This window comes from Streptomyces sp. NPDC042638, assembly GCF_040647235.1.
GTDB classification, from domain to species: Bacteria; Actinomycetota; Actinomycetes; order Streptomycetales; family Streptomycetaceae; genus Streptomyces; species Streptomyces rameus.
The window spans coordinates 68,328-89,619 of sequence record NZ_JBEZBT010000029.1 but is presented as its reverse complement, the minus strand read 5'-3'; the positions used below and the strand labels follow the sequence as shown (position 1 = coordinate 89,619).

The window sequence follows — 21,292 nt, the reverse complement described above, 5'->3', positions numbered from 1 at the left end:
ACCGCCCGGGGCCAGGGAATCGGGTCGCCGGTCAGAATTCCGTAACCACTTTCTCGCGGACGTCGAGGGGGACCGCGTTCGTCACCGTCCGAGGGAGCGGGCGCGGGCCGTACGGAAGGCCGCCCGGGGGTCGCGGTGCGCGTAGGCCCAGGGGGCCGCGGTGGCGTGGTCGCCGATGCGCTGGAACAGGGCCGCCGCCTCGGCCGGGCGGCCGGCGCAGGACAGGGCGAACGCGAGGTGGTTGAGGTCGATGAGGCGGCGCGGGTGCTCGTCGTGCTCCCATTCCAGCCACCAGTCGAAGGAGGCGCGCAGGAGCCGCCGGGCCCGCGGTCCGGACCAGTGCCGGGAGGCCGCCGGGTCGGCGGGGGCCAGGCCGGCGGCGGCGAGGACCCGGTAGCGCTCGGCGTAGGCGACGACCGGCAGGACGGCCAGCGGGGAGTCGGCCGGGGCGTTCGCGGCGGCCGCCTCGGCGGCGTCGTAGACCTCGTGCTCCTCGGCCCGGCCGCCTCCGGCGTGTTCGGCGAGGCCGGCCATCAGCAGGTGGTGGGCGTGGTGGTGCTCGGGGTGGCGGCGGCGCAGCTCGGCGAACGTGCCCAGCAGCTCGCTGGTCGGACCGAAGGCCCGGGCCAGCAGGAGCAGACCGAGCCAGGGCGTGGGGTCGGCCGGAGCGAGGGCGGCGGCGGCTTCGCAGGCCGCGTGGGCCCGGCCGGGTCGCTCCTCGCCGCGCAGGGCGCGCCGGACCAGGGCCAGGGCGAGCAGCGTGGCGGCGTCGGCGGAGCCGGGCTCGGCGGCCAGCCAGTCGTTCGCCCAGGCGGCGGCGCGGGGGGCCTGGGCGAGCACGGTCAGACGGTGGCCGCGGCGGTCCCAGTCGTCGCCGGTGTGCACCAGCAGGGAGCGGGCGGCCTGCCGCCGGCCCTGGGGCGGCGCGGCCCGGGCGGTGCGCAGTTCCGCGTCGTCCAGCGCGGCGTCAAAGGCACCGGAGTCGTCCTCCGGCGCGGTGGCGAAGGCACCGGAGTCGTCCCGGGTGTCGTCGGAGGGGTGCGTTGCGGCCCGGCGAACGCCGAGCAGGGGCGGGAGAGGGGGCACCGCGGGGCTTCCTGTTTCTCGGGCTGCCATCGACCGATCACGCACAGCAAACCCCCAGCCAAGGATCGCGTCAAGCGGAACGACGGTGATGACCGCTTCAACCTCCGCCCCGGGCACCCCACTTGACGCTTCCGGCGCAGGTGGGCCGGGCGCCCACGGGCCGGGCAGCGGCATCACCTGTGGCGTACGCCATGGCGTCACCGGCCCCGCTCCCCGGCTTTCTGTGGCGTACGCCATGGCGGCCGGGCTTCCGTTTGCGGAGCATGGCGAGTCCACCACCCGGCCGCGGGTACTTCCGGGGCAATGCTGTACCGGGAGCGCTACAGTCGGCCACTACGCGCCCGTGGTCCGGCCGGATGATCGAGGTACGCAGCGTGTCCGTTCTGGTTCTCCTTCTCGCCGTGAGCGCGGCCTGCTGTCTGGGCTTCGGCTTCGTACTCCAGCAGAACGCGGCCCAGAAGGCACCGCTCAGCGACTTCCTGTCCTTCCGGCTGCTGCTCGACCTGATGCGGATGCCGCGCTGGCTGGGCGGCCTCGGGCTGATGGTGGTCGGCATGGTGCTCGGCGCCGTCGCCCTCGGCGAAGGCGAGATCTCCCTGGTCGAACCGCTGCTCGCGACCAACCTGCTGTTCGCCCTCGCCCTGTCCCGGCACCAGACCAGACAGCCCCTGGGCCGCCAGGGCTGGGCCGGTCTGCTGCTGCTCGCGGGCGGGGTGAGCGCGTTCATCACGGGCGGCGAGCCGCGCGGCGGGACGGCCGTCGCCGATCCGCTGCGGCACTGGCTGATCATCGGGCTCGTGGTGGGCGTGGCCCTGGTGCTCACGGCGTACGCCAAGCGCTCCCGACTGAGCTGGGGGCCGGTGCTGCTGGCCCTGGCCGGCGGGCTGCTGTACGGCGTGCAGGACGCGCTGACCCGGGTGAGCGGCACCCTCTTCTCCGCCGGGGGCTTCGGCGAACTGCTCACCGCCTGGCAGCCGTACGGCGTGGTGGCCTGCGGGGTCACCGGGCTGGTGCTGGTGCAGAGCGCGTTCGAGACGGCCCCGCTGCGCATGTCGCTGCCCGCGCTCACCGCGGCCGAGCCGCTCGCCGGGATCCTGTGCGGGGTGGGCTTCCTCGGCGACCGGCTGCGCACCGACACCGGGGCGCTGGCCTGGGAGGCGGCCGGACTCGCCGCCGTGGTGGGGGGCATCGTGCTGCTCGGGCTGCATCCGGCCATGCCGTGCGGCACAGGCGAGACGGAGTCCTCGGCCCGGGACCTCCAGCGGCGCTGAACCACGGGTGTCCGTGGCTTTGCTTGGATACGGGCATGAACCCTGCTGACGAGATCCTCGACATCGTCGACGAGCACGACCGGGTCGTCGCCCGCAGCCCGCGCGGCGAGGCGTACGCCCGGGGGCTGCGCCACCGCTGTGTGTTCGTCCAGGCCCGGGACGCGGCAGGCCGGCTCTTCGTGCACCGGCGTACGGCGACCAAGCTGGTGTTCCCCGCCCTGTACGACATGTTCGTGGGCGGGGTCGTCGGCGCGGGCGAGTCCTACGACGCGGCGGCGCTGAGGGAGGCCGAGGAGGAGCTGGGCGTGACCGGGCTGCCCCGGCCGGCGTACCTCTTCAAGTTCCTGTACGACGACGGCGCCGGGAACAGCTGGTGGTCGGCGGTGTACGAGGTGCGCTGCGAGCTGCCCGTGCGCCCTCAGCCGGAGGAGGTCCAGTGGCACGCCTTCCTGCCCGAGGAGGAGGTCCGGCGGCGGCTCGGGGAGTGGGAGTGGGTGCCGGACGGCCTGGCGGCGTACGAGCGGCTGCGGGCGTTCCGGGCCGGCCGGTGACCGCCCGATAGGGTCGCCGGGTGAGCGAATTCGTACGGAACATCCAGCTGTGGTTCGCGCCGGAGCGGGTGCGGGACGAGGGCGGTACGCCCGACTACCGGTTCTCGCTGGCCAACGAGCGCACGTTTCTCGCCTGGCTGCGCACGGCGCTGGCGCTGATCGGCGGCGGATTCGCGGTGGACCAGTTCCTGCCGGACCTGCGCTGGGCCTGGCGGGCCGGTCTCGCGCTCGCGCTGCTCGGGGCCGGTGTGCTGTGCTCCCTGCGCGCGGTGAACCACTGGGTGCGCTGCGAGCGGGCGATCCGCCGCGGCGAGGACCTGCCCGCCTCGCGGTTCCCGGCACTGCTGAGCCTCATCGTGGCGGTGGTGGCCGTCGCGATGATCGTGGTGGTGCTGGTCGGGTGGGAGGGGTGACGGCCGGGGCGGCCCCGGCGGTCCGGGACCCCGGGCTGCAGCCCGAACGCACCCGGCTGGCCTGGCGCCGTACGACGCTGTCGGCCACCGTGGCCGCCGTCCTCGCCCTGCGGACGGCGCTGCACGGCGGCCTGCCGGCCACCGGGATCATCGTCTGCGCGGTGTGCTGCGTGCTGTGGCTGGGCTTCCTCCAGGTGGCCCACCGCCGCATCCGCGCCCTGGCCGCCGGCGGCCCGCCGCCCGCGCTCGCCCCGCGCCAGGCGACGGCGGCGGTGGCGTACGCGGTGGCGCTGGCGGTGTGCGCGGCCGTACTGGTCGTCTAGGGCCTCCCGTCCGGATCATGTGCCCGGACGGGGTCCACCAGGGAGTGTCCTGGCCGGCCTACCGGTCCACGGTGACCACGATCTTGCCGCGGGTGTGGCCCTCCTGGTTCAGCCGCTGGGCGTCCGCCGCCCGTTCCAGCGGGAACGTCTCCTGCACGTGCACGGAGACCACGCCCCGCTCCGCCAGCTCCGAGAGGCGGCCGAGGTCCTCGGCGTCGGGGCGGACGAAGGCGTACCGGCCGCCGTGGCCCACCACCGCCGGGTCGGCGATCGACGCGAGCCGGCCCTCCGGGGCGAGCAGGTTGGCCGAGACCTTCAGCGTGTCCCCGCCGACGGTGTCGAAGACCGCGTCCACGCCTCCGGGGGCGAGCGCCCGCACGCGTTCCGCCAGGCCCTCGCCGTAGGCCACCGGCTCAGCGCCCAGCTCGCGGACGTGGTCGTGGTTGGCCTCGCCCGCGGTGCCGATGACCCGGGCGCCGAGGTGGGCGGCGATCTGCACGGCGAGCGAGCCGACCCCGCCGGCCGCAGCGTGCACCAGGACGGTCTCGCCGCGCTGGACCTCCAGCACCTTGACCAGCACCTGATAGGCGGTGAGCCCGGCCAGCGGGAGTCCGGAGGCCTCCTCGAAGGACAGGTTGCGCGGCTTGCGGGCCAGGGTGCGCACGGGCGCGGCCACGTACTCGGCGAAGGTGCCCCGGGACAGGAAGTCCTCGCGGACGTAGCCGATGACCTCGTCACCGGCGGCGAACTCCGTGACCGCGACGCCCGGCCGCACGACCACCCCGCTGACGTCCCAGCCGGGGATCACCGGGAAGACGGCGTCCAGGAGCGGGTCGAGATGGCCCTCGCGGCACTTCCAGTCGACCGGATTGACGGCCGCCGCGCGCACCTCGACCAGGACCTGGTCCGGGCCGACCTTGGGGTCGCGCAGTTCGCCGTACTCCAGCACCTCGGGACCGCCGTACCTGCTGTAGCTGATGCCCTTCATGCCCTCGACCCTCCGGTGTACTCGTGCGCCACGCAACCGGGATGTCCCGATACAAGGCTTTCGCGTGGCAACCTGTCCGTCATCGGCACCCCGTACCCCCGAAGGTGAGCACCATGACCACCGTCCACCAGGAACACACCGCCCACGGAACGCACAGCCACGGTCCGGGCTGCGGCCACGACCCCGTGCCGCACGGCGACCACGTGGACTACGCCCATGACGGGCATCTGCACCGGGAGCACGAGGGCCACTGGGACGAGTGCGAGCCGGCCGGGCACTCCGTCCACGAGGGCCACGAGCACGTGCACCACGACGAGTGCGGGCACGCGCAGGTGCCGCACGGCGACCACGTCGACTACCTGCACGACGGACACCGGCACGCCGAGCACGGCGGCCACTGGGACGATCACTGACCTGCCACGACGCAGCGGCCCGACGGCTCCCCGGCAGCTCGCGGGGAGCCGTCGGGCCGTCGTGGTCCCGGTCACGTTCGCCGTGATCTCGGCGTCACCCCCTGGACGGCATACCGACCGGTCGGCATCATGAGTCGGGACCAGTTCACCCGTCCCTAGGAGTGATGTATGAGCGCCGACCACCCGCCCGGGCTCGACCTGGACCGGCTGCGCGCCGTGCTCGACCGCGAGCGCCCCGGTCTGGTGAACGGCCCCCTGACCGGACGGCTGATCGAGGGCGGACGGTCGAACCTCACCTACGCGCTCGGCGACGGTACCTCCAAGTGGGTCGTCCGGCGGCCCCCGCTCGGCCATGTGCTGGCCACCGCACATGACATGAAGCGCGAACACCGGGTGATCAGCGCCCTGCACCCGACCCGGGTGCCGGTCCCCCGCCCGCTGCTGCTGTGCGAGGACGAGGAGGTGCTCGGAGCACCTTTCTACGTCATGGAGTTCGTGGAGGGCACCCCTTACCGCACCGCGGGGCAGCTCGCCCCGCTCGGCGCCGAGCGCACCCGGAACGCGGTGCTGTCCCTGGTGGACACGCTGGTCGAGCTGCACGCCGTGGACCCCGCCGAGGTGGGCCTCGCCGACTTCGGCCGCCCGGAGGGCTTCCTGGACCGGCAGCTGCGCCGCTGGGGCAAGCAGCTGGACGCCTCCCGCAACCGCGACCTGGCGGGCATCGACGAGCTGCACGCGGCGCTCGGCCGCGCCCTGCCCACCTCCCCCGCCCCGGCGGTCGTGCACGGCGACTACCGGCTGGACAACGTCCTGATCGGCGACGACGACCGGATCAGGGCGATCCTCGACTGGGAGATGTCCACGCTCGGCGACCCGCTGACCGACCTGGGCCTGCTGGTGATGTACAGCCGGCCGCTGGGCATGACCGACTCGCCCGTCTCCACCACCGCCGAGGCCCCGGGGCACCCCTCCCCGCAGGAACTGGTCGAGCGGTACGCGGCCCGCTCCGGCCGGGACGTCTCGGCCGTCTCCTGGTACACGGCGTTCGCCTGGTTCAAGCTCGCCGTGATCCTGGAGGGCATCCACTACCGGTACACGCTCGGCCAGACGGTCGGGCGGGGCTTCGACAGCATCGGTGACCTCGTGCCCGTCTTCATCGAGCACGGACTGACGACTCTTCAGGAAGGCTGACCCGCATGGACTTCGCGTTCGACGCGCGCACCGAGGAACTCCGGGCCAGGCTGCTGGCCTTCATGGACGAGTACGTCTACCCGGCCGAGCCGGTCGCCGAGGAGCAGCGGGCCCGGCTTGCCTCCCCCTGGGACACCCCGGCCGTGGTCGAGGAGCTGAAGGCCGAGGCGCGCAGGCGGGGCCTGTGGAACCTCTTCCTCCCCGACGCCGGGTACGGCGCCGGGCTGACCAACCTCCAGTACGCGCCGCTCGCCGAGATCACCGGCCGTTCCCCGCATCTGGCGCCCCCCGCGACGAACTGCGCCGCGCCCGACACCGGGAACATGGAGGTGCTGGCGCAGTTCGGCTCCGAGGAGCAGAAGAAGCAGTGGCTGGAACCGCTGCTGGCGGGTGAGATCCGCTCGGCGTTCGCGATGACCGAGCCGGAGGTGGCCTCCTCGGACGCCACGAACATCACCACGCACATCGAGCGGGACGGCGACGACTATGTGATCACCGGTCGCAAGTGGTACATCTCCGGGGCGATGAACCCGGACTGCAGGATCTTCATCGTGATGGGCAAGACGGACCCGGACGGCGCCGACATCCGCCGTCAGCAGTCGATGGTCCTGGTCCCCCGCGACACCCCGGGCGTCACCGTCGAACGGGCGATGCAGGTCTTCGGCTACGAGGACCACTCCCACGGCGGCCACGCCGAGGTGGTCTTCGACCACGCGCGCGTGCCGGTGACGAACCTCGTCGGCGAGGAGGGCGGCGGCTTCGCCATCGCCCAGGCCCGGCTCGGGCCGGGCCGGATCCACCACTGCATGCGGCTGATCGGCATGGCGGAGCGGGCGATCGAGCTGATGTGCCGGCGGGCCGTCTCGCGTACCGCGTTCGGCAAGGCGCTGGCCCAGCAGGGCGTCGTCCAGAACTGGATCGCCGACGCCCGGGTCACCGTCGAGCAGCTGCGGCTGCTGGTGCTGAAGACGGCCTGGCTGATGGACACCGTCGGCAACAAGGGCGCCCACACGGAGATCCAGGCCATCAAGATCGCCACCCCGCGCGCGGTGGTCGGCATCCTGGACCGGGCGATCCAGCTGCACGGCGCGGGCGGCGTGAGCCAGGACTTCCCGCTGGCCGAGCTGTACGCGAGCGCCCGCACCCTGATGCTCGCCGACGGCCCCGACGAGGTGCACCAGCGGTCACTGGCGCGCCGGGAGCTGAAGAAGTACCTGTAAGGACACGCGTGAGGGGCGGCCCGCTCTCGGGGGCCGCCCCTCATGTGTGCGCGGTGGCGCCGGCGCTACGGCCGCAGCGCGCGCAGCAGCAGGTCGGCGAGGTGGTCGGCGACCTGCTGGGGGGTGAGGGGCCCGTCGGGCCGGTACCACGTCGACAGGTGGTGGACGGAGCCGAAGTGGTAGTCCACCACCAGGTCGGCCGGGGTCGCCGTGGAGAAGACCCCCTCCTTCTGGCCCTCCTCGACGAGCGCGCGGAACTGCTCGTGGTAGCGCCGCCGCTCGGCGCGGACCTGCTTGTTCTTCTCCGGGCTGAGGTGGTGCATGGAGCGGAAGAAGATCATCGCGTCGTCGAGGTTCTCGATCGTCGTGACGACGACGTCCGCCGCCGCGTCCCTGAGCCGCTTGTCCACGGGCTCGTCGGCGTTGGCGAACCTGTCCAGCCGCTCCTGCTGCAGACGCAGCACGCGCGCGTAGACCTCGTGCAGCAGGTCGTCCTTGGAGCCGAAGTAGTGGTAGAGCGCCCCCTTGGTGACGCCGGCCGCCTCCACGATCTCCTGCACGGAGGTGCGGTCGTAACCCCGCTCGGCGAAGAGCCGGGTGGCGGCGGCCAGCAGCCGCTGGGGGACGGGCGTCCCGTCTCCGTCCGTCGTCCTGGGCACTTCCGCCACCTGCCTTTCCGTTCTGCTGCTAATCCTGTGCGGTACGGGAACGCAGTTCCCGACGGAGGATCTTCCCACTCGCCGTCTTGGGCAGGTCGGGCAGGATCTCCACCTGCCGCGGGTACTTGTAGGCGGCCAGTCTCTCCTTGCAGTACCCCGCGAGTTCGTCCGGGGCGGCCTCGGCCCCCGGACGCAGGCTGATGAAGGCCTTGACGGTCTCGCCACGGTACCCGTCGGGCACTCCGACGACGGCCGCCTCGCGCACCGCCGGGTGCGTGTACAGCACGTCCTCGACCTCGCGCGGCCACACCTTGAAGCCGGACGCGTTGATCATGTCCTTCTTGCGGTCCACGACGTACAGCCAGCCCTGCTCGTCCATGAACCCGATGTCGCCGGTGCGCAGCTCGCCGTCCGGGAAGGTCTCGGCGGTGGCGTCCGGGCGCCGCCAGTAACCGGGCACCACCTGCGGACCGCGGACGACGATCTCGCCCTGCTCCCCGAAGGGCACCTCCGCGCCCTGGTCGTCCAGGATGCGCACGACCGTGTCGGCACCGGGCAGCCCGACGGACAGCGTCCCGGAGACCGGGTCCACGGGCGCCTCCAGGCCGGGCGGGACGGAGGCGCAGGGCGCGGTGCACTCGGTGAGGCCGTACCCGACCCGGATGTACGGCCCGAAGCGCTCCCGGAACCTCTCCACCAGGGCCGGCGGCACGGGGGCGCCGCCGGACGACATGTTGACGAAGGAGGCGAAGTGCTCGCGGGTGACGTCCGGGTGGGCGGCGAGCGCCATGTAGGCGGTGGAGGGGCCGACGGTGTAGTGCGGGCGGTGCTCGGCGAAGGCGTCCAGGACGACGCCGGGTTCGAAGCGGTAGGTGAGCACCAGGGTGCCGGCGCTCGCCAGGCAGGCACCGAACTGGCACACCATGCCGGTGATGTGGAACAGCGGCGCGAGCGCGTAGTAGACGGGTGCCTCGGGCAGACCGAGCCCGGCGGCCTGCCGCTCGGCGTTGTGCATGATGTTGGCGTGGGTGTTGGTGGCGCCCTTGGGTGTGCCGCTGGTGCCCGAGGTGTAGCTGATCAGCGCGATCTCGTCCGGGCGGGGTGCGCGGCCCTCGGGGGCCCGGCCGCCCCGCCGGGCGACCGCCACCAGGTCGTCGGCGTCGGGGGCCTGGGGCAGCCGCTCGAAGCTGAGCACGCGCGCGTCGTCGCGGGTCTGGAAGTCCCGTTCGCAGGCGGTGAGCACGACGCGCACCGGCGAGCCGGCGGCCGTCTCGCGCAGGTACGCCTCCCAGGCCCGGTCGGTGCAGACCAGCGCGGCCACCTCGCCGTCCCGCAGGACGTGCGCCACCTCCCCCGACTTGTACATGGGGTTGACCGGGACGACGGTCGCGCCCGCCTTCCAGGCGCCGAGCACGGCCAGTGCGAAGTGCGGGCTGTTCTGCAGCAGGACGGCCACCCGGTCGCCGCGCTCCAGGCCGCGGGCGGCGAGGTGGGCGGCGACGGAGTCACTCAGCTCGTCCACCTCGCGGTAGCTCAGGCGGGCGTCGAAGTAGGTGAGGAAGGTGCGCTCGGGTGCCTCGGCGACGGCTTCGCGCAGGGCGTGCACGAGGGAGTCGGCGGGGTCGACGGGGGCGCGCTGGGCCTCGTCGAGCAGGGCGAGCCAGGGCCGGCCGGCGTAGCGGGAGGCGGTCACCGGCCGGTCTCCCACTTCTGCTGGATGTGGTTCATGGTGGCGAGCCAGCGGTCGGGCTCGCCGGCCCGCACCTGGTAGAAGCCGGCGACCTCGGGGTGCGGCAGGATCAGGAAGCGGTCCTCCTCGATGCCCTCGAACAGCGCGTCGGCCACGGTCTCCGGCTCGATCGCGGTCGGCTGGAGCACGAGGTCGCCCGCGCTGCCGGTGGCGGCCAGCATGTCGGTGCGGACGCCCTGCGGACAGATGGCGTGGACCCTGACACCCCGGTGGCGGTACGTCAGGGACAGCCACTCGGCGAAGGCGTAGGCGCCGTGCTTGGTCACGCTGTAGGAGGGCGCGCCGATCATCGTCAGCAGACCGGCGGCGGAGACGGTGGAGACGAACCGGCCGGTGCCCCGCTCCAGCCAGTCGGGCAGCAGGGCGTGGGCCGCGCGGACGTGGGCCATCAGGTTGACGTCCCAGGAGGCCGCCCAGGACGTCTCGTCCAGGGTGGAGCCCAGGTCGCCGTCCTCGAAGGCGACGCCCGCGTTGGCGCAGTAGACGTCCACGGTGCCGCCGAGCGCGTCCCGGGCCTCGGCGACGATCGCGGAGGCGTCGCCGGGTACGGCGGTCCCGCCGATCTCCTCGGCCACCGCCTCGGCCTTGCGGGCGTCCAGGTCGTTCACGACGACCCGGGCGCCCTCGGCGGCAAACCGCCGGGCCAGCGCGGCCCCGATACCACCGCCCGCCCCGGTGACGACCACTCCCGCATCCTGCACGGCTTCCACCATCGGTCTCCTTCGACACGGCGCGATTCGACTCGGCGACCGTCAGACTAACCGGTCGGTATGTGTAAACGGAAGGGTGACTGCACCAACCTCAAAGGGGCGCGGGGAACCGCGCGCGCACCCGCGAACGGCCCGCACGTGCCCACTCGAACGGCCCGCACGTGACCACGCACCGGAGGCCCCCATGCACCTGTCCCGGAGAAACCTGCTCGCCTCGGCCGCGCTGTCGGCGGCTCCGCTGCCCCGGCGACGCCACGAGCGTCTGCACACCGGCTTCGAAAGACTGGCCGCCGACGGTTACTCCCTGCTCACCGGCCAGAAGGCGGGTGTCGTCACCAACCCCACCGGCATCACCCGGGACGCCCGCCACATCGTCGACGTCATGCACCAGGACCCGCGGGTGCAGCTGACGGCGGTGTTCGGCCCCGAGCACGGCTTCCGCGGCACCGCGCAGGCTGGCGGCTCCGAGGGCCGCTACGACGACCCGGCGACCGGTCTGCCGGTGTACGACACCTACCTCAAGAGCGGCCGGCCGCTCGCCGACGTCTTCACCGCCTCCGGCGTCGACACCGTCGTCTTCGACATCCAGGACGTGGGCGCCCGCTTCTACACGTACATCTGGACCCTGTACGACTGCATGGAGGCGGCCCGGCTCGCCGGCAAGCGCTTCGTCGTCCTGGACCGCCCGAACCCGGTGACCGGCCGCGCGGCCGGGGGCCCGGTGCTGCACAAGGAGTTCGCCACCTTCGTCGGCCGGCAGCCGATCGCGCAGGCGCACGGCATGACCGTGGCGGAGCTGGCCCGGCTGTTCAACGGGGAGTTCCTGACCGCGCCCGTGCCGCTGGAGACGGTCCTGATGTCGGGCTGGCGGCGCGGCCTGTTCTACGACGACTGCGGTCTGCCGTGGGTGCCGCCGAGCCCCAACATGCCCACGGCGGACACCGCGCTGGTGTACTCCGGCACCTGCATGTTCGAGGGCACCAACCTCTCCGAGGGGCGCGGCACGACCCGGCCCTTCGAACTCCTGGGCGCCGAGGGCATCGACGGCCGCTGGGCCGCCGCCGTGAACGCACTCGGGCTGCCCGGTGTGCGGTTCCGGGAGGCGTACTTCGCGCCCACGTTCTCCAAGTTCGCGGGCAGGACGGCCGGCGGGGTGCAGCTCCACGTGACCGACCGGGCCGCCTACGACCCCGTACGCACCGGGATCGCGCTGCTGGTGACCGCCAGGAAGGTGTGGGACGGCTTCGCCTGGCGCTCCGACGACTGGATCGACAAGCTCACCGGCTCCGACCGGGTGCGCACGATGATCGACGCGGGCGCCGGCACCGACGAGGTGACGGGCGCCTGGCAGGACGAGCTGGCCGCGTTCCGCCGGGTTCGAAAGGAATATCTCCTCTACAAGTAGCCCGCGGTCCCTGGCCAACCCCGCACCCCGGCAGGACGATACGTGCGCAGCGCACCGTTGCGGGTGACGAGGGAGCCTGGTATGGCGGATCCTGGGATGAGCGTGACTCCCTACTGGGAGCTGACCTTCGACGCGGACGGGGACGTGGACGGCCCCGAACGTGACCGGCTGGCGGCGCAGGTCACGGAGTACGGCGTCCGTGACCTGATCGTCTTCTCGCACGGCTGGAACAACGACCGCTCGGGCGCGACCGCGCTGTACCGGCGATTCTTCGCTCCCCTGCCCAGGCTGGCGCCGAAGGCCCGGCTCGGGTACGTCGGCGTGATCTGGCCGTCGATGCGGTTCAGCGACGAGCCGATCCCGGACTTCCCGGAGTCCGTGGCGGCCGTGGCGGCTCAGGCGGCGCCCGGACCGGCGCTGGACGAGGACACCCGGCGCGCGCTGCTGGAGACCTTTCCGGGCCGGGCCGCCACGCTGGACCGGCTGGCCCGGATGCTGGACGAGCGGCCGGACGGCGTCGCGGGGCTGACCGAGTTCGGGCGGCTGGTGCGGCTGCTGCCGGACGGCGGCGAGGGGCCGGCCGACACGGACGAGCCGGGCGCCCCGGCCGTGTTCGACGCGGACCCGGTGAGCGTGTGCGAACAGTTCGCCGACGCGCTGGCCGCGCTCGGCCCGGCGGCCGACGGCGCCCGGTTCGGCTTGCCGAATCCGTGGGACGGCGCGAAGGAGCTGCTGCGGCAGGCGGCGTACTACCAGATGAAGCGGCGGGCCGGGACGGTCGGCGAGCGCGGACTCGGGCCGCTGCTCGGGCGGTTGGCCGAGGCGGCGCCCGGGGTGCGGGTGCATCTGGTCGGGCACAGCTTCGGTGGCCGGCTGGTGGCGTTCGCGCTGCGCGGGCTGCCCGGGACGGTGCGTACGGTGAAGTCGGTGACCCTGCTCCAGGGCGCCTTCTCGCACTACGCGTTCGCGGCCCGGCTGCCGCACGCGCCGGACCGGTCGGGGACGCTCAGGGACGGGCACCGGCGCGTCGACGGCCCCCTGGTGTGCTGCCACTCCCACTTCGACGCCGCCCTCGGCACGTTCTACCCGCTGGCCTCCCGGCTCGCCGGGGACGACCGCTCCTGCGCGGGCAGCGAGATCGCGGCCGTGCTGGGTCCGCAGTGGGGGGCCATGGGGCACGACGGGGTGCAGGCGGTACCGGGCACCGCGACGCTGGACCTGGCGGCGGCCCTGCGCGGTCCGCTGCCGGCGTCGGGCTGTGTGAACGTGGACGTGGCGGCCGTGGTCCGGCGCGGAGGCGCGCCGTCCGGGGCGCACAGTGACATCGTGCACCCCGAACTGGCGCGGGTGGTACTGGCGGCGGGCCGTATCGCCTGACCCGCCGCCCGCGCACCCGGGCCTCCCGGCCGTGCCTCAGCGGTGCGAGGTGTACTCCACGACCTGCTGGTAGGTCGGCCGGTTCTGCCAGCTGATCCTGCCGTGCTTGACGCCTCCCAGCGGGCGCTGCGCGATGGAGTCGGCACACCACTGGTCACCGGCCGAGCACTGGTCGTCGCCCGGGTAGACCTGGGCGGCGGTCAGGCCGGCCGCCTGCTTCAGGGTGCCGACCAGGCTGTCCCGGCAGGCGGTGAGGCTGCCGCCGCCGCAGTACGTGTGCGCCAGGGCGCCCTGTACGGGTTCCCCGAGCACGGCCCGGATGTCCTTGTCGACGTAGCTCCACCAGCCGTACTGGAAGGAACTGCCGGCGTGTGAGCCGGTCGGGCCGTGTCCGGCGGACGGCGCCTCGTCGATCGGCGCGTTGGCGGTGAAGGCCGTGTACAGATCGCTGCCCAGGCCGGGTTCGAACTCGGCCTTGACCAGCAGCGGCCACCAGGCGTCCAGGACGCGGATCGCGTCGGCGTTCGCGTAGCTTTTGGAACCCGCTGAGGTCTCGGTGCGCTTGGCACCGGCGCCCAGCCACGCCTGGAGCTTGTTCACCGCGTCGGCGACCGTGGCGTCCGTCACCGAGGCGGAACCGATCACCTTCAGCAGCTTCGGCAGCACGTCCTCCGCGCGCAGGTCCGTCAGGCCCGCGTCGGCCATGGCCTGCACCAGCTTCGTCCGGGTCACGCCGCCGGCCGCGACGAGTCTCCTCACCCGGTCGTCCAGCAGGTTGCCGCGGTGCACGGAGCCGTCCGCCCAGGGCGCGGTGGTGTAGTCCTTGGCCTGCTTGTTGTTCCAGGAGATGTAGTAGTCCTGGTCGACCGAGTTGGGGTGGGCGGACGCCGGGGTGTAGTCGGCCGTGTTGGCGGCCGGGTCCCAGTTCCTCCACTCGTACGCGGGCTGCGCCCACACCGGGAACTCCGCGTCGACGCCGCTCGCCCGCACGGGGTTGTCACCGCTGTTGTAGTACGCGGTGTGCTGGGAGTCGGCGTAGAACCAGTTGAAGGTGTAGTTGATGTGCTGGGCCGCGCTCTGGAAGTCCTTCGGGCCCTTGACGTAGTCGGGGTCGTTGAGCATCTGGAAGCCGATGATCGAGTCGGCCTCGTGCAGATAGGAGGAGCGCAGGGTGGTGTAGGCGACCTTCTTGCCGCCGACGGTCGCCCGGTAGGTCACCGGTCCGTACTTCGTGCGCCACACGCGCATGGTGTACGACCCCGCGGCCGTGCCGTCGGCCACGGTCGGCGTCCAGGCGTTCTTCTGCTCGGCCTTGTCCATGGCGGTGCAGGTGCCGCGGTACAGGTAGTGGTAGTCGTCCTGGCACAGCTCGACCGCGTAGGTGTCGATGATGTCCTGGCCTGAGGTGGTGGCGCTCCAGGAGTAGTCCTGGCCGCGGCCGAGTTCGACGTACATGCTCAGCCCCGCGAAGGAGGCGCCGCGGGCGCTGATGCCGGGGCCCTGGATCTCCTGGAGCAGGAGCAGCTGCGGGGCGAAGTAGCCGGTCTGCGGTCCGAAGACGGCGATCGGATGGCCGCTCGCCGTGTGCGCGCCGCTGACCACGAGCGCGTTGGACATGCCGCGCCTGGCGGAACTCGTGATCGCCTTGGCGGCGGTGGCGGAGGTGTTCCTGGCCGCCGCCGTGGCCGCGCTGCCCGTGCGGTCGTAGACGAGGGGTTCCTCGGTCACCGTGCCGGCGTCGGGCAGGGCCGCGCCCTGGGCGTTGGCGGGCTTGGCGCCGTACGGGAAGCTCTCACCGTTGTGGACGGTGAGGGCGGCCTCGGGGTCGTTGCGTTCACGGAACGACTCCCAGACCCGGGTGCCCTCCTCGACGCCGTACTTCTGCTGGGCGGCGAGCAGGGACATGGCGTTGTTGACCTCGCCGCCGCCGCCGGAGCCGAACAGCGAGCCGACCACGGAGGCCAGCGCCACGAGGTCGGTGACCTTGAAGTGTTCTATGGTGCCGGCGTTGGTGATCGCGTCCTTGTGGCCGGTGAGGACGTACTCGCCGGGGAAGTAACGGCCGCTGTCCGAGGCGTCGATGTAGGCGTTGATGCCGGCGAGATAGGCGCCCACGTCGGCGAGGGCCTGCTGGCCGCGGGCACCGCTCTTGGCCACGGCGCTGTCGATCTGCCCCTGCAGCTCGGCCTCGGTGTAGGGCGCGCTGCGGTAGAACTGCTGCTCCAGGCCCTGGTTGGCGGGCGCGCCGCCGGCGAAGCCGGTCAGCCGGCCGCGGCCCACGTGCCGGAAGACGTCCATCAGCCACAGCCGGTCCTCGGCCGCGGCGTATCCGGCGCCGAACTCGGTGCCGTACCGGGTGGTGCCTGTGATGTGCGGCACACCGGTCTTCTTGTCGCGGACGATGGTGACGTCGCCGCGGCCGGCCGGTTTCTCGCTGGAGGCGACCTGGTCGGAGGGGACGCCGAAGGAGGCGTCGTTGAAGAAGGTGTTGATCTTCGCGTCGGTCAGGCCCGGGTAGCCGGTGGCGAGGCCGGCGTACGGGCCGAGCTGGTCCTCGGCGTGTGACGGCTGGGTGCCGAAGGCCTGGTTGAGCAGGATCTGGGCGAGGGTGGCGTTGCCGTTCTGTCCGGGCGGCAGGATGTCCGAACACTGGCCGCCGCAGTAGTCGTTGGAGGCCGCCGCGCCGGGCGCCGCCACCGCGGTCTGGGTGAGGGGGGAGAGAAGACCTGCGACGAGGACGCATACGGACGCGGTCTTCAGGAACCCGAAGAGTTGGCGGGACGTTCTCAGTCTGTCAAGGACGGTACGTGGGGTGCGCCGTGGCATGGCGGCTCCTAGCGACTGGGGTGGCCGAACGTTACCGCCGGTATCCCCCGGTTAAAAGATGAACATGCGTCAGTTTTTGAAGTCCGCAAGCGCAATCGAAGAAGCGATGGAGCCGAATCGCCTGTCGATACGTCTATTCGGCGACGTCCGTACGACGACGCCGAAGTGACCGAAGTGCAGGTGCCGATGCAGGTGTGACGGAGGTGCAGGGCGATGGCAGGTTTCCGGAGTCTGGCGAGACAAGTACGCGACCCGCGCTGTGATCTGGCGCTGCGGCGGTACTCGCTGCGCAAGTGCCTGGAGAAGTTCGCCCCTTACGGGCACAGGGCGACCTGGGACCATCTGTGCTCCCGGGCCGGTTTCGGGCCCGAGGACCGCTCCCCCGATCCGGCGCGGCTCGTGGCCGCGCTGGAGGAGCTGGAGGAGGCGCGTGATGTCTGGCTCGCCTACGAGACCGACTTCACCGAGCGCCGCAGGAAGGAGAAGCACGACGGGCTGCGCAGGCCGGGCAGCGTGGACGACTGGCACCGGCTGACCTGGGGCGGGTTCGGGGTCGCCTGGTGCGACGATCCCCGGGTGCACCCCGAGGAGCCGCTCGCGGAGGTGCTGCGCCGGCTGATCGCGGCACTGGAGCGGGAACCGGGCTCGTCGTGCCCGGTCTGCGCCGGGGAGCGGCTGGTGTGGAGATACGGCCTGGACCACGAGCCGTCGTCCGGCCCGGTCTGCGCGGACTGCGGGATCCTGGTACCGCGGCCCGTCCTCAGCCCGCGGGTCCTGCAGTACGCCAGGCGGGAACGCCTGTTGATGTCGGCCTGAGCGGTCGGGGCGGCACCGGGTGCGGCGCGCGCGGCGGGCCGGCACCGGTGCGGGGTGCGCAGGGGATGCCGCACCCCGTCCGCGGAGCGTCCCCGGGGGCCGTCACCACACGGGACGGAGCCTCCCCCGGCCGTTGTCGGCGGGGGCTGGCATCATCGGGCCATGGTGCAGGTGTGTCTCAACGGGACCCGTTCGGCCGCCGACGGCGCGGAGGTGCCGATGTCCCCGCTGGACCTGGCGCGTTCGGCCGCCGAGGCGGTGGCGGCCGGTGCCACCTCGGTCCATGTCCACCCGAAGACGCCGTGCGGTCAGGACAGTCTCTCCCCGCGGGTGCTCGCTCCGGTGCTGGAGGCGGTGCGCGCACAGGTGCGCGTGCCGGTCGGGGTGACCACGGGAGCCTGGGCCGAACCCGATCCGGCGGCCCGTGTCGCCCGGGTGCGCTCCTGGTCGGTGCTGCCGGACTTCGCGTCGGTCAACTGGCACGAAGCGGGCGCCGAGGAGGTCGCCGGGGAGCTGCGCGCCCGGGGCGTGGCCGTGGAGGCCGGCGTTTTCTCCGGCACCGAGGGCGTCAGCCGGTTCGCGGCCTCGCCGCTCGGGCCGAGAGTGCTGCGGGTGCTGGCCGAGGTGACCGACCCGGACCCGGCGACCGCCGAGGCGTCGGCGCGGGCGCTGCTGGCGAGGCTGGGCACGGCGCACGGCCGCCCGGTGCTGCTGCACGGCCAGGAGGGCGGCACCTGGCCGGTGCTCCGGCTGGCGGGCCGGCTGGGCCTCGCCACCAGGATCGGCCTGGAGGACACCCTGCTGCTGCCGGACGGCCGACGGGCGCGGTCCAACGCCCGGCTGGTGGCCGAGGCACTCGCTCAACACGGGTGAGCCCGCCGCCCGGCGGCCCGGCCGGCTCGGCGCGGTCCGGGCGAAGGGGAACTCCCCTGCCCACGCCGCGTGTCACCGCCGACATGCCGACCGCCTCTGCCGCGGCGGCCGTCAGCGCCGCTCCGCCATGAGGCGCGAACCCGTCAGCCGGTCGCCGAACACGTCGTCCGGGTTGGACAGCACACACGTCTGCAGCGACAGGCACCCGCAGCCGATGCAGTCGGTGAGATGGTCGCGCAAACGGTTCAGCTGCTGGATCCGCTCCTCCAGTTCCGAGCGCCACTTCTCCGACAGCCGCGCCCAGTCCTCCTTGGTCGGCGTCCGCTCCTCGGGGAGTTCGGCCAGGGCGTCCCGGATCGTGGCCAGCGGGATGCCGACCCGCTGGGCCGCGCGGACGAAGGCCACCCGGCGCAGGGTGTCACGGCTGTAGCGCCGCTGGTTGCCGGAGGTGCGCCGACTGGAGATCAGCCCTTTGGCCTCGTAGAAGTGCAGGGCGGACACCGCCGCTCCGCTGCGCGCGGCCAGCTGGCCGACGGTCAGCTCGTGGATCTTCTCGGGAATCTGAGGCACCCCTCAGAGATTACAGAGACCACTCGGGCCGCCCGGTACGTCATCCGTTGACATCGACCCCCCACCCGACCATGCTAAGCAGTTGCTTAGAGACGCGAGCGAGAGGCCGGGAACATGGCGGAACCGAGGACCTTCACCTCCCCCGACGAGCTGAAGGCGGCCGTGGGTGAGCAGCTGGGCACCACCGACTGGCTGGAGATCGACCAGAAGCGGATCGACCTGTTCGCGGAGGCGACCGGGGACCACCAGTGGATCCACGTGGACCCCGAGAAGGCCGCCGCGGGCCCGTTCGGGACCACCATCGCCCACGGCTACCTCACCCTGTCGCTGCTCCCGCTCTTCGGGCCGCAGCTCATCCGGGTCGAGGGCGTGAAGATGGGCGTCAACTACGGGACGAACAAGGTCCGTTTCCCCGCCCCCGTGCCCGTCGGCTCCCGGCTGCGGGCCACCGCGAAGATCACCGGTGTCGAGGACGTCACCGGCGGTGTGCAGGTGGCGGTCGCCTTCACCGTGGAGCGCGAGGGCGGCGACAAGCCGGTGTGCGTCGCGGAGTCGGTGGCCCGGTACTACCTGTAGGCCGGGCCGGGGTCTACCCGGCCCCGACCATGCGCAGCACGAGGCCGGCGTAGAGCGCGCCGACCTCCTCGGGGGTGCGCGGGCCGTTCACGGTGAACCAGCGGGCGACGTCGATGCACAGCGACAGCACGGCGAGTGTGGTGCCCTGCACGTCGGGGACGTCGAACTCGCCCGAGGCCACGCCGTCCTCGATGATCCCGCGCACCTCCGCGTCCACCTGGCGGCGCAGCGCGACGATCTCGGCGCGGGCCTCGGGGCCGAGTGCGTCCAGCTCGTACTGCACGACCCGCGCGGTGGTGCGCCGGCCGGCGTGCCAGCGGACGAAGGAGCCGACCGCGTCGGCCAGCCGCTCCGCGGCGCTGCCCTCGCGCCGGGCCGCGGTGCGCAGGATGTCGAGGGCCTTGTCGTGGCCGATCCTGCTGATCCGGTGGAGCAGCTCTTCCTTGGTCTTGTAGTGGATGTAGAGCGCGGCCGGGCTCATGCCGGCGCGGCCCGCGATGTCCCGGGTCGTCGTCGCGTGGTAGCCGCGCTCGGCGAAGGCCTCCACGGCGGCGACGAGCAGCCGCCGGGCCGCGTCAGGGGTGACCTCGTCCCACGGCTCCACTTCGCCGCCGGCCGTCTCCTCCGCCGTACTCATCGCTGGCTCGCCCCTCTCGGTCGGGAGCACCACCATACCGCCGACGGTGAGCGGGCGCTTAGCGTGGCCGCTCAGAGCTTCTCGAAGGGGTCGTGGTCGGCGAGCAGCTTCTCCAGGCGGGCCTGGTCGACCCGGCTGACGAGCTGCCCGGCCTCCTGCCGGTCCCGGATGACCTTGGCGAGGGTGAAGGCGGAGGTGACGAGGTAGAGGACGGCGATCGCCAGGAAGCCGCGGACCCAGGCGTTGGCGTCGAGCCGGAGGATGCCGATGGCGGTGGCCGCCATGGCGACCGCGAAGGAGGCGACCGCCTGGCCGTAGAACGCGGCGGTGCTCTGCTGTTTGACCGGTGTGTCACTCATGGCCCCAGCATCGGCGGACGCGGCACGCGCCCCATCCGCCGGGATACTCAAAGACGTACTCGGACCGTACTCAGAAGGCCGAAATCCCGGTCAGGGAGCGGCCGATGAGCAGCTTCTGGATCTGGCTGGTGCCCTCGTAGAGGGTCATCACGCGGGCGTCGCGCAGGAGTTTGCCGGCCGGGTACTCGTCGATGTAGCCGTAGCCGCCGAAGACCTGGAGGGCGTTGCTGGCGGCGCGGACGGCGGCCTCGGAGGCGAACAGCTTGGCCTTGGAGGACTCGACGGCGAACGGCTCGCCCCGGTCGATCAGGTCGGCGACCCGCCAGGTCAGCAGCCGGGCCGCGTCCACGTCGACGGCGATGTCGCTGATCAGCTCCTGCACCAGCTGGTGGCGGGCGATGGGCCCCCCGAACTGCTCGCGCTCACCGGCGTACCGCACGGCGGCGTCCAGTGCCGCCTGGGCTATCCCGACACAGCCGGCGGCCACCGACATCCGCCCCTTGGCCAGTGCGGACATGGCGACGGAGAAGCCCTTGCCCTCCTCGCCGAGCATGGCCGAGGCGGGTACGCGCACGTCCTCCAGCACCAGCTCGGCGGTGGCCTGACCGCGCAGACCGAGCTTGCCGTGCACGGTACGTCGGGTCAGGCCGGGGGTGTCGGTGGGGACCAGGAAGGCGGACACGCCCTTGTGGCCGGGGGCGTCGGTGGAGCGGGCGAAGAGCAGGACGACGTCCGCCCAGGTGCCGTTCGTGATGAACATCTTGGTGCCGTTGACGACGTAGTCGCCGCCCTCGCGGACGGCCCGGGTGGTGAGGCTGCCCGCGTCGGAGCCGGTGCCGGGCTCGGTGAGCCCGAAGCAGCCGACGTACTCGCCGGCGGTGAGCCCCGGCAGCCAGCGCCGCTTCTGCTCCTCGCTCCCCCAGGCGGCGATCGTCTTGGCGACCAGCCCGAGGGAGACGGAGACGATCCCGCGGACCGAGGAGTCCCCGCGCCCCAGCTCCTCGGTGACCAGGCAGTAGGCCAGGTGGTCGCCGCCGGAGCCCCCGTACTCCTCGTCGACGGTCAGTCCGAGGAAGCCGACCTCGCCGAGCTTGTTCACGATGCCCCGGTCGACCTCCTCGGCCCGGTCCCAGGCGACGACGTGCGGGGCGATCTCGCGCGCCACGAAGTCCCGGGCGAGCCGCCGTACGGCCGTCTGCTCCTCGCTGAGCCCCAGGTTCACCACGAGATCACCCCATACGAACGGATCCATCGACGGATCTTGAAAACCGTACATTT

22 protein-coding genes are annotated in these 21,292 nt (G+C 72.7%); 12 read left to right on the top strand and 10 right to left on the bottom strand.

Features of this window, described 5'->3' with window-relative positions; all coding sequences use genetic code 11:
- Nucleotides 1-81: 81 nt before the first annotated feature.
- On the bottom strand, nt 82-1,086 hold the full coding sequence (locus AB0B40_RS23015) for a hypothetical protein (protein ID WP_362265288.1): 1,005 nt from the start codon (nt 1,084-1,086) through the stop codon (nt 82-84).
- A gap of 356 nt (nt 1,087-1,442) precedes the next feature.
- Here AB0B40_RS23015 and AB0B40_RS23010 point away from each other — a divergent pair, with 356 nt between their 5' ends.
- From AB0B40_RS23010 to AB0B40_RS22995, 4 genes are read left to right on the top strand one after another with little or no spacing between them, the layout of a single operon-like run.
- On the top strand, nt 1,443-2,357 hold the full coding sequence (locus AB0B40_RS23010) for a DMT family transporter (protein WP_345049090.1): 915 nt from the start codon (nt 1,443-1,445) through the stop codon (nt 2,355-2,357).
- Between the two features lie 35 nt (nt 2,358-2,392).
- The gene (locus AB0B40_RS23005; RefSeq protein WP_345049086.1) at nt 2,393-2,908 is read left to right on the top strand and encodes an NUDIX domain-containing protein; all 516 of its coding nucleotides are present in this window, start codon (nt 2,393-2,395) and stop codon (nt 2,906-2,908) included.
- A gap of 20 nt (nt 2,909-2,928) precedes the next feature.
- Complete coding sequence (locus tag AB0B40_RS23000; protein WP_345049084.1) at nt 2,929-3,321, top strand: DUF202 domain-containing protein; 393 nt, start codon at nt 2,929-2,931, stop codon at nt 3,319-3,321.
- Nucleotides 3,318-3,644, top strand: coding sequence for a DUF202 domain-containing protein (locus AB0B40_RS22995; protein ID WP_362265286.1), 327 nt, complete (start codon nt 3,318-3,320; stop codon nt 3,642-3,644). Before AB0B40_RS23000 ends, AB0B40_RS22995 begins: the two co-directional genes overlap by 4 nt.
- A 58-nt stretch (nt 3,645-3,702) precedes the next feature.
- Here the strand turns inward: AB0B40_RS22995 and AB0B40_RS22990 are convergent, their stop codons facing one another.
- Nucleotides 3,703-4,632, bottom strand: a complete 930-nt coding sequence (locus AB0B40_RS22990; RefSeq protein WP_362265284.1) for an NADP-dependent oxidoreductase — start codon at nt 4,630-4,632, stop codon at nt 3,703-3,705.
- A 113-nt stretch (nt 4,633-4,745) separates the two neighbouring features.
- Here AB0B40_RS22990 and AB0B40_RS22985 point away from each other — a divergent pair, with 113 nt between their 5' ends.
- From AB0B40_RS22985 to AB0B40_RS22975, 3 genes are all read left to right on the top strand, one after another.
- Nucleotides 4,746-5,045, top strand: a complete 300-nt coding sequence (locus AB0B40_RS22985) for a hypothetical protein (RefSeq protein ID WP_362265282.1) — start codon at nt 4,746-4,748, stop codon at nt 5,043-5,045.
- A 168-nt stretch (nt 5,046-5,213) separates the two neighbouring features.
- The gene (locus AB0B40_RS22980) at nt 5,214-6,236 is read left to right on the top strand and encodes a phosphotransferase family protein (RefSeq protein WP_362265280.1); all 1,023 of its coding nucleotides are present in this window, start codon (nt 5,214-5,216) and stop codon (nt 6,234-6,236) included.
- A 5-nt stretch (nt 6,237-6,241) separates the two neighbouring features.
- Nucleotides 6,242-7,456 carry an acyl-CoA dehydrogenase gene (locus AB0B40_RS22975; protein ID WP_345049069.1) on the top strand — a complete coding sequence of 405 codons (1,215 nt, stop codon included), beginning with the start codon at nt 6,242-6,244 and terminating at the stop codon, nt 7,454-7,456.
- A 65-nt stretch (nt 7,457-7,521) separates the two neighbouring features.
- Here the strand turns inward: AB0B40_RS22975 and AB0B40_RS22970 are convergent, their stop codons facing one another.
- From AB0B40_RS22970 to AB0B40_RS22960, 3 genes are read right to left on the bottom strand one after another with little or no spacing between them, the layout of a single operon-like run.
- Nucleotides 7,522-8,115, bottom strand: coding sequence for a TetR/AcrR family transcriptional regulator (locus AB0B40_RS22970; RefSeq protein WP_345049067.1), 594 nt, complete (start codon nt 8,113-8,115; stop codon nt 7,522-7,524).
- Nucleotides 8,116-8,143: 28 nt separating this feature from the next.
- On the bottom strand, nt 8,144-9,808 hold the full coding sequence (locus AB0B40_RS22965; protein ID WP_345049063.1) for an AMP-binding protein: 1,665 nt from the start codon (nt 9,806-9,808) through the stop codon (nt 8,144-8,146).
- Entirely contained in the window at nt 9,805-10,578 is a 774-nt protein-coding gene (locus AB0B40_RS22960) for an SDR family oxidoreductase (protein WP_362265278.1), read from the bottom strand. The genes AB0B40_RS22965 and AB0B40_RS22960 overlap by 4 nt, the downstream gene beginning before the upstream one ends.
- A gap of 181 nt (nt 10,579-10,759) precedes the next feature.
- Here AB0B40_RS22960 and AB0B40_RS22955 point away from each other — a divergent pair, with 181 nt between their 5' ends.
- Nucleotides 10,760-11,980 (top strand): DUF1343 domain-containing protein, encoded by a 1,221-nt coding sequence (locus AB0B40_RS22955; protein ID WP_362265276.1) that lies wholly within the window; start codon nt 10,760-10,762, stop codon nt 11,978-11,980.
- A gap of 81 nt (nt 11,981-12,061) precedes the next feature.
- Nucleotides 12,062-13,357, top strand: a complete 1,296-nt coding sequence (locus AB0B40_RS22950; RefSeq protein WP_345049054.1) for a serine-threonine protein kinase — start codon at nt 12,062-12,064, stop codon at nt 13,355-13,357.
- Between the two features lie 36 nt (nt 13,358-13,393).
- Here the strand turns inward: AB0B40_RS22950 and AB0B40_RS22945 are convergent, their stop codons facing one another.
- Nucleotides 13,394-16,183, bottom strand: a complete 2,790-nt coding sequence (locus AB0B40_RS22945) for a penicillin acylase family protein (protein WP_362265274.1) — start codon at nt 16,181-16,183, stop codon at nt 13,394-13,396.
- Between the two features lie 213 nt (nt 16,184-16,396).
- Between AB0B40_RS22945 and AB0B40_RS22940 the strand changes: the two genes are divergently transcribed.
- Together AB0B40_RS22940 and AB0B40_RS22935 are read left to right on the top strand one after the other, a co-directional pair.
- Nucleotides 16,397-16,999, top strand: coding sequence for a hypothetical protein (locus AB0B40_RS22940; protein WP_345049048.1), 603 nt, complete (start codon nt 16,397-16,399; stop codon nt 16,997-16,999).
- A 162-nt stretch (nt 17,000-17,161) separates the two neighbouring features.
- On the top strand, nt 17,162-17,872 hold the full coding sequence (locus AB0B40_RS22935) for a 3-keto-5-aminohexanoate cleavage protein (RefSeq protein ID WP_362265272.1): 711 nt from the start codon (nt 17,162-17,164) through the stop codon (nt 17,870-17,872).
- A 111-nt stretch (nt 17,873-17,983) separates the two neighbouring features.
- On the opposite strand, the gene soxR is transcribed toward AB0B40_RS22935, so the two are convergent.
- Nucleotides 17,984-18,442 (bottom strand): redox-sensitive transcriptional activator SoxR, encoded by a 459-nt coding sequence (gene soxR / locus AB0B40_RS22930; protein WP_345049016.1) that lies wholly within the window; start codon nt 18,440-18,442, stop codon nt 17,984-17,986.
- Nucleotides 18,443-18,556: 114 nt separating this feature from the next.
- Here soxR and AB0B40_RS22925 point away from each other — a divergent pair, with 114 nt between their 5' ends.
- A complete protein-coding gene (locus AB0B40_RS22925; protein ID WP_345049013.1) occupies nt 18,557-19,018 on the top strand; it encodes a MaoC family dehydratase in 462 nt (153 codons plus the stop codon).
- Nucleotides 19,019-19,031: 13 nt separating this feature from the next.
- Here the strand turns inward: AB0B40_RS22925 and AB0B40_RS22920 are convergent, their stop codons facing one another.
- The 3 genes from AB0B40_RS22920 to AB0B40_RS22910 all read right to left on the bottom strand — a co-directional run bounded on the left by AB0B40_RS22920 (nt 19,032) and on the right by AB0B40_RS22910 (nt 21,236).
- Entirely contained in the window at nt 19,032-19,655 is a 624-nt protein-coding gene (locus AB0B40_RS22920) for a TetR/AcrR family transcriptional regulator (RefSeq protein WP_345049010.1), read from the bottom strand.
- Nucleotides 19,656-19,726: 71 nt separating this feature from the next.
- A complete protein-coding gene (locus AB0B40_RS22915) occupies nt 19,727-20,014 on the bottom strand; it encodes a YiaA/YiaB family inner membrane protein (RefSeq protein ID WP_345049007.1) in 288 nt (95 codons plus the stop codon).
- Nucleotides 20,015-20,084: 70 nt separating this feature from the next.
- The gene (locus tag AB0B40_RS22910; protein WP_345049493.1) at nt 20,085-21,236 is read right to left on the bottom strand and encodes an acyl-CoA dehydrogenase family protein; all 1,152 of its coding nucleotides are present in this window, start codon (nt 21,234-21,236) and stop codon (nt 20,085-20,087) included.
- Nucleotides 21,237-21,292: the final 56 nt, after the last annotated feature.